Below are 7,735 nucleotides of genomic sequence, written 5' to 3' on the forward strand. Positions count from 1 at the left end.
CCGCTTTAATGTAGCTTGTAACGTATGAGAACCTAATTCGGCATACTCAATCCAAACTTTCTTAAACTCAGGCAAACAGTTTTGCTGCTCAAGATAATTAACGGAATGACCAAAGCGCTTGTACTGCGTCCTTCGGTTAGCAATTGCCGCGTTATAGAGCTCGCAGTGCATTTTTCTCGCCCAATGAAGCTGGTCACATTGAGCCTTGTTTGGGTAAATTCTATAGGTCACTCTACGTGTTTTCATGACTATATTTTACCATAAAAATTTGACAAACTGCGGAATATTTAATTCCTAGTTTGTCTGCTATCCTTCCCCGACTTACTGTCGTTGAAGTCGGGGAATGCCGCAATTACGTTCAACAACCGTTACATCAATTTAACGCTGATGCCGACGACGCGCTCGATAAGAGGCGCGAACCCGCCGAATTAGTGTCAATCCTAGGAAATAACTACAAATTCCACCAACCATCCCCACCGTAAAGCAGCCAACAAATAGTGTCCAGATAATTTCAGATCCTAACGCCTTGAACTCCTGCCAAGATCCGAGGCTAATATCGGTTAAGCTATTTTTCTGGAGTAGCCATTTTCCTAGGTGGAAGTTAAATGCATAAATTGGCACATAAGTCAAGGGATTACTCACCCAAGTACCAGCCGCCGCGATAATTTTATTGCCGCGAAAGATCAGCGCTAGACATATCCCTAAAATCGTTTGTAGTCCAAATAGGGGAAACAGCCCCGCAAACACACCACAGGCTAATCCGCGTGCGATCGCCTCTGGGGGTCCAGAGAGACGAATTAAGCGCCAGTAATAGTATTGTAAGCGCCGTCGGAAACTAGATCCGACTTTGGGATTGCGATCAGGGGAAGGGCGAATGGGTTCAGGCTTTACCTCTAATGATGAACGTTGGGGACGAGTTTGCAGGGAATTTCTCGACATACAGGCTAGAGAATCTACAGTTACAGCAAGGGCGGTACAGGATATACACTCATCCTAACCGACCTGTGCGATCGCGATCGAGTTCCATCTTCATCATTTAGATCAGATCGTAATCGGTGAATCCACATAAATCGTCGGTTCATTCATCTTAAAGTTAATTCCATAAGCGAGTAACTGCTTGGAAATTTTTTCATTAGCGAGTTCCAAGAGGCGCTTACGTAATTGAATCGAATTTTCACTTGAGCCGAGAATAAAAAATGTTACCCGCGCCCGGGTGGTTTTGTCCTCTAGGGAGGGAATTAAGGTAATATTCGTACTTCCCGGATCGATGCCGAATAAAGAGTTGGTACTCTCAGCAATAATTTGTTGAACTAAAGCCTTTTCTCGTTCTTCCAGAAGTTGAGAAAAATCTAAATAGAGTAACACCATCACTTTCTTGCCTCGGGTCACATTTTCGATTTCCCAATTTGCCATCGTTGAATTCGGAACAATCAAAAGTGTGCTTTTAGCCGCTGTGCGGATTTTTGTAGACCGCAAGCCAATCGATTCAACGCGACCAAACACCTCATTAGGTAAACGAATATATTCTCCCGGGATAAATGGGCGGTCTAAATAAAGAACAATCGTCCCCAAAAGCTGTTCCAATGTCTTTTGGGCTGCAAACGCGATCGCAATACCGCCAATCCCAAAACTAGCAAGTAATCCGACTAAGTTTACTTCCTGGCTTTGAGCAAATGCAACCACGGCAATAAATCCGATGATTACATTCGCTAGAGTCTCAAAAACCAGGAGTAATTCATCAACTTCTCGACCAAGTTTCCGCACTAATCCTATTCCATACACGCGCACAAACTGGCGAAATAAGCGAGATGCTAACCAAGCCACACTCACAGTCACAGCTAAATCCATAAAGGGACGAAGGAAGTCATGAAATCCCTGATACACCCCCAGCCAAGCCAATGAGAATGACAGTAAAATTAAGGTGCCAGCAAATTTGAAAGCTTGTTGGAGTGGAGCGATCAAATTATCATAAATTTCTTTTCCCTGCTGAAGTGAAAATCGGTGGATAATCCAGCTCACCAGAATCGGCGTGTATCGACCTGCTAAAACAGAGAAGAGAGCAAAGATCAGGAAAATTACATAGTTAGGCAGATTTAAGGAGTATACAAACAGAGAAACATCACTAATCGTGTTAGGTATATCAGTTAAGTTCATCAGCGAGTACGGCTACTTGAGAAATCAGAATGGCTAGAGGGACACGAAATATCGCATCTGTATTTTATATAATAAACTGTAATGCCTTTCATTTGAAAGTTTAAACGTTATCCATACAGAATAGCGAGCGAGACGCGAATAGCGAGCGAGACGCGAATAGCGAGCGAGACGCTCGCACTACTGTTGCCTCCTGCTTGGGAGCCTATTCCCTCCACCACAACACTTATTCAGAATGCCCTAAGGAAGTCCACGGCAATAAACCTGCCTATATTAAGTTATGTAAATACACATCAAACCTTTACAAATGACCAATGACCAATGACCATCTCAGCCGTTAACTTTTATTGTCCCCATCTACCTACTTAGATCGTAATCGGTGAATCCACATTAATGGTTTGTTCCTCAATGTCAAAAGCAATACCATATTCCTTGAGTTGATTGGTGATATTTTGTTTGGCAATATCCAGGACTTGACGCCGCAACTCCATCGAGAACTCACCAGAACCCAGGATAAAAAAGTTAATTTGGGCTTGAGTCATTCCCGGCGCTCCATCTTGGATAATATCTTTAAACGTGACATCTGTACTGCGAGAGTCAATCCCAAAAATATCAATTGTACTTTCTAAGATAACTTGGCGGATCAGCGATTTTTCTTGGTCGGGTATCGGACGATAGAAAATTAATGAGATAATCGAAATAACTTTCTTAGCACCCGTGAAGTTTTCAATACTGACCTGAGTCAGAGAACTATTGGGAATAACCATTAACGTTCCTTTCCCAGAGGAGCGGATTTTGGTAGACCGCAGTCCAATGGATTCGACTCTGCCAAATGTGCCATCCGGTAGACCGATATAATCATCGACGACAAAGGGACGGTCAATATAAATTACAATCCCACCCAGTAGCTGTTCCAGGGTTTTTTGTGCGGCAAACGCCACCGCCAGTCCACCAATTCCCAAACTTGCCAACAAGCCAAAAATATTGATTTGATGGGTTTGGGCAAAGATAAGGATGATGGTGACAATAATCAGTAAATTGACAACCAGTTTGGAAAGGAGTAAGAGTTCACTATTCACCTTCCGTCCACTTTGCAGGGTGGCGTTTAACAGATAGGCATCAAAAAAGCGCTTGAATAACCGAGAGCCTAACAAACTCGCTGTAATCGCTAAGGCGAGACTGATGGGAAGTTCGATCAGCTTGATAAACTCTCGTCTGGCATAAGCGAGAAAAATAATATCGGTTAAGGTTAGACTCAGGACTAACCCGAGTAATTCTTTTTCCGGTTGAATCACCTTAGGATAGATATCCCTGAACCGCTCCCATAGCGAACCCAGCCAGCGAAAGGCAAACAAACCGCCCGCGATCGCGAAAATCCCGGCAAGGGCGAGTAAGATGAATGTTTTTAGGGTATCGAAATCCAGGAATCCTGGTAAGGCATCCAGCATAGGAATCTCCAATTTAAGCAATGAGCCGTTTAAACTATTATGGCGTGCAGCTTACAGCTCCCCCAAACTCCTCGGTTCGTTAAAGATAACATGACCCACGCTCAACTCTTGGCTTGGCAGTTCCAAGTTAACCCCTTTCCCTTGCAAGAGGTTACGCCAGTCTGCATCGGTAACCTGGGGTGAGTTAGCAAGACGAAGATTAGCTACATGAGTTAACGCATCAAACCAAATTCGATTGGCGACATAAACCTGATCTTCGCGGGGTTTAGCAGTATTGAGTTGACGTTCTAGAGTGGGAGTTAAAGGAATTCGCTGTATCCATCCTTGGGCAAAAACTGGACTAGCAGATTTGTCGCGATCGCAATACAGTGTGAAGTACCAGCGATACCAGTTACCCCTTTTCAGTGATTCTTGAGTATCCGGAATGGTGAGACGAACCAAACCCGGCGTTTGCGATAACTCAAACGGAAGTCGATAGACATCATTACCCGCTTCATCCTGCAATACAAATTCTCCCACAGGGGCTTGTTCTGGAGAATAAGGAACATAAAACCACAATGTCGGGTGTGCTTCAAGAGTCTTTCCCCAGTTCGATTCAGGAACTAACGCCGTTAGCGGAAAATCCATCGGGGGACACTTGCTACGACTTCCTCCTCCGGTACGATTTCCACTTCTACCATCAGATTGAAAGTCCACATTATCGTCATTCTGATTATTCTCCTGGGCAAACACACCAGCCATGAGTAGTGCCGGAATGCGAGGAGACTCGGAGGTTAAACTGGAGGGAATATAGTTCCAACTTATACCCCAGACAACTGGGATTAAAAGGTTGGGTAGGTTAAGCCTGAGATATCGGTTCAGTAATCGAATCATGAATGGTAAGATTATAGATCGAGATCCACACTAATTAAAGTTTGGATAAAAAAACAAGCTGGCGTAATTTACACGCCAAGACATAAAAATACAAAAGTGCAAATGTAGGGGCGGGTTTAGGGACAAAATGAATGGAGCCATCTCCTCCTCAACAACAAAACCCGCCCATTTCCCCACCACCAGATAATCAATTAATCCAAAACCCAACCATGAAGAAAGCAACTATCGACGGCACCAACGGTAACCAAAGTCCGGTTCGCCACAGGAAAACAAAGCCGCATCCCCATAGTGCGGCTAACGCTGTACCCCCAGCTACGATGAGATAGAGTCGCCGCTGATGCCATCCTCCCATGCATACACCTGGGATTCCAGACCAAGCCCAAACCCAAAGCACATCACCCCACTGTGGGAACCACCATACCACAGGTCGCTGATTTAATACCGCACTGATGATGTGACTCACCATCTGCGCCTGGATTTCCACCCCGGAGAGTTCTTGAATCGGCTCAAACGCGGCACTGTAGGGAGTGAGATGATAGTCTCCATAGCTGTTGTCGGTTGTACCAATTAGTACAATGCGATCGCGGATTAAGGCTGCCAATTCCCCATCTTTTGACCCGTTTAAAATCTGCTGTAGAGGTACTTTTGGGGCAATTCTCTGTGTTGCACGGTAATTCAGCAACACTTCAAAGCCACCGGAATCCAGATTATGATAGCCTCCCCTGTGACGTTCCAATTTGGGGAAGATACGGGTGCCGATTTGAAACTGGGTACGGGAAAGCCGTTTAAATTCTATATCCTGTGACCCTAAATAGTGACGGGCAATCTGAAAACTAAAGGATTGCTGAGTCTGACAGTGGGTTCCCGCCGCCATGCCAAAAATCTGGCGTCTGATGACTAAATCTGGATCATAGGGGAGATCACTAAACCCTACCTGATGCACCGGAACGCCTAATGGCGGGGGGATTTCCGGGGATGTTCTTACACCTCCCCCGATTTGGCAAATGTCGATAAATCGCTGATCTCGCTCACGAATTGCTTGTTTGGCGGCGTCAGGATCTAATCTGAACGCCACCGGATCACGATAAATGTCTAAACCAATGACGGCGGGTTGGTGGGGTTTAATTTTGTCCAAGAGGTTGACTAACGCCTGATCCGCCAGTGATCCTTGGCGTTTCATTCCCTGTTGATCTTGATATTGAATATCGGCGGCGTCTATGGTAATAATCAGTAGGCGCTCATCGGGTAGTTCTGTCGGGCGCATTCGCATTAGAGCATCAAACACCCACAGTTCTGAAGATTGCAGGAACCCCAGCCACCGCACTCCCATCACCAACCCTGTCGCGATCGCACTGCTTAAGAGGAGAGTTTGCCAACGGGGGCGTCTTGCTCCCATGATAGAAGGTTTAGGGGCAGGTTTTGGCTGTTGCTGCCAATTCTGCCAAGTGGGTGCGATCGGTGTCGGTGTTTGTACAATGATCGGTAACCAGCTTGCACCGGGAAACTCCCCCTCTAATCCTTGCAATCGTTCCCGCGCTTTCCGTACCGCTAAATCGAAGCATCGCCCCCCAGCAAACTCGATCAGAAAGTACTTGAGGAAGGCTTGAGCCACAGTATCCGGCACCGGTTCGCGCATGACAATAATGTGGGGAATCTGTAGATCCGACAGTTGTCGCGCTAATCCTAAGCCATCACAGGAATTAAAAATTGCTAATTGTAACCCCGCCGCGATCGCTTCGTTGAGGGCGTATTTTAATTGAAGAATAGTTAAACGCTCATGGGGGTTAATATAAATCTCCCCGGAATTACCATCCCCTTGGCTAGAACTATGTCCGGCAAAAAAGAGAATTGTCCATCCCTGATTATGCCAAAGCTGCTCATTTAACTCCTGTCGGCGGGGTTCGACTAAAAAGACTGTTTCGGCACCATCCAAACTGGCGAGGTATTGCCGATCCACGTCAATATCAATTCCCGTTGCATCGCCGAGAATTGCCAATATTCTCACGGTTTTAGTTGGCGTTTGAGTCGTTGTTCTCGGTTCAATGTTGAGAGAACTTAACGACACTTCGGCGTGGGGATAATCCCGAAAAAATCGCCAGGTATACCAGGGTAATTTTCTCAGGTTACTGTCTTCAGTTTGAATAATGACGCGAATGTCTTGATTCGGGTTAAATTGCTGATAAAGTTGACGGCATATCGGACTAAATTCTGGGGAATCGAGCCAGGTATCAATCTGCTGTTGTAATTTCTGACAAACCTCAGCAAAATCCGTTTCGCCAACGTGAGTTACGTCAGTATCATCAATTTGAATATCGTCATCAATGTCGATGGGTTGAGGATGAGAGCGACTAATAATAAATGAACGAGCCTGATAGAGTAAATCGTAGAGTAATTGCCAGTGGCGGTAAAGTTCTACCAGATGGGGGGCGGCGGGTAAACTGCCGATTACCTGCCGATTTTGGGGTTGATCTTGTACCTGTAACTGAGCCGTTACCCAGGCAAAGCCATTGTACAAGTCTCCTCGTCCTAGGTTCAAAATCAGTGACATACTCCTACACCAACCTGGGTACAGGTATTGTGTAGGCTTCGCAACCAATCCGGCTATTGCTTAGGAGGCGTTGCGCTTTAAGAACCGGATGCCCCTCGGCTCTATTTTTGATGTTAATAGCTGCATTATGATCGCGGTCAAGGCTGCACCCACAGTGAGGACAGTCATGCCAACGAATATGCAGCTTTTTAGGTACTTTCTCACCGCAATTGGAGCAATCGAGTGAAGTATTGTGAGCGCTTACTGGTACAACCAACAAACCAGCATTTTCGGCTTTGTTCGTCAGTATCGACAGAAAGCTTGACCACCCAGCATCCAACACCGATTTAGCCAATCGGGTACGAGCTAGACCCAAGACATTCAAATCTTCATGAGCTACTACGTCATATTTGGACAACAACCAATTTGCTGTTTTGAAATGAAAATCTTTTCTCTTATCTGCAACTTTTTTGTGCTGTTTTCCTAGTTGCTTAATAGCTTTAAGTCTACCGTTGCTTCCTTTTTTGCGGCGTGAAACCCGCTTTTGAATAACCCGTAGCCGCTTTTGAGCTTTACGGTAATGCTGAGTAATATGAACAACTTTACCTTCAGAAGTCGTTAAAAACTCCTTCAGCCCCATATCAATCCCAGCGATTTTATCTGGGTTGAAGTCAGGCTTAATTTCTGGGACTGTTTTATCTTCCAGAGAAAGCGTCAAATAGTAACCATCGACTTT

General features: G+C 45.4%; 7 protein-coding genes. All 7 read right to left on the reverse strand.

Features of this window, described 5'->3' with window-relative positions; genetic code table 11:
- The coding region (locus RH949_RS27580; protein ID WP_446357658.1) for a helix-turn-helix domain-containing protein at positions 1-246 on the reverse strand (246 nt) is incomplete at its 3' end.
- A 132-nt stretch (positions 247-378) separates the two neighbouring features.
- A complete protein-coding gene (locus RH949_RS27585) occupies positions 379-939 on the reverse strand; it encodes a DUF2062 domain-containing protein (RefSeq protein ID WP_446357660.1) in 561 nt (186 codons plus the stop codon).
- A gap of 102 nt (positions 940-1,041) precedes the next feature.
- Positions 1,042-2,154: a mechanosensitive ion channel family protein gene (locus tag RH949_RS27590; RefSeq protein ID WP_006100179.1), complete on the reverse strand. Its 1,113-nt coding sequence runs from the start codon at positions 2,152-2,154 to the stop codon at positions 1,042-1,044.
- Between the two features lie 362 nt (positions 2,155-2,516).
- Positions 2,517-3,599 carry a mechanosensitive ion channel family protein gene (locus RH949_RS27595; protein ID WP_006100031.1) on the reverse strand — a complete coding sequence of 361 codons (1,083 nt, stop codon included), beginning with the start codon at positions 3,597-3,599 and terminating at the stop codon, positions 2,517-2,519.
- 51 nt (positions 3,600-3,650) lie between these two features.
- Entirely contained in the window at positions 3,651-4,472 is an 822-nt protein-coding gene (locus RH949_RS27600; RefSeq protein ID WP_446357663.1) for a DUF928 domain-containing protein, read from the reverse strand.
- A 187-nt stretch (positions 4,473-4,659) separates the two neighbouring features.
- Entirely contained in the window at positions 4,660-7,020 is a 2,361-nt protein-coding gene (locus RH949_RS27605) for a CHASE2 domain-containing protein (RefSeq protein ID WP_446357665.1), read from the reverse strand.
- A 4-nt stretch (positions 7,021-7,024) separates the two neighbouring features.
- Positions 7,025-7,735: RNA-guided endonuclease InsQ/TnpB family protein (locus RH949_RS27610; protein WP_446357667.1), on the reverse strand; the 711-nt coding region annotated here is incomplete at its 5' end.

It is taken from the genome of Coleofasciculus sp. A1-SPW-01, assembly GCF_040217205.1.
Taxonomy (GTDB): Bacteria; Cyanobacteriota; Cyanobacteriia; order Cyanobacteriales; family Coleofasciculaceae; genus Coleofasciculus; species Coleofasciculus chthonoplastes_A.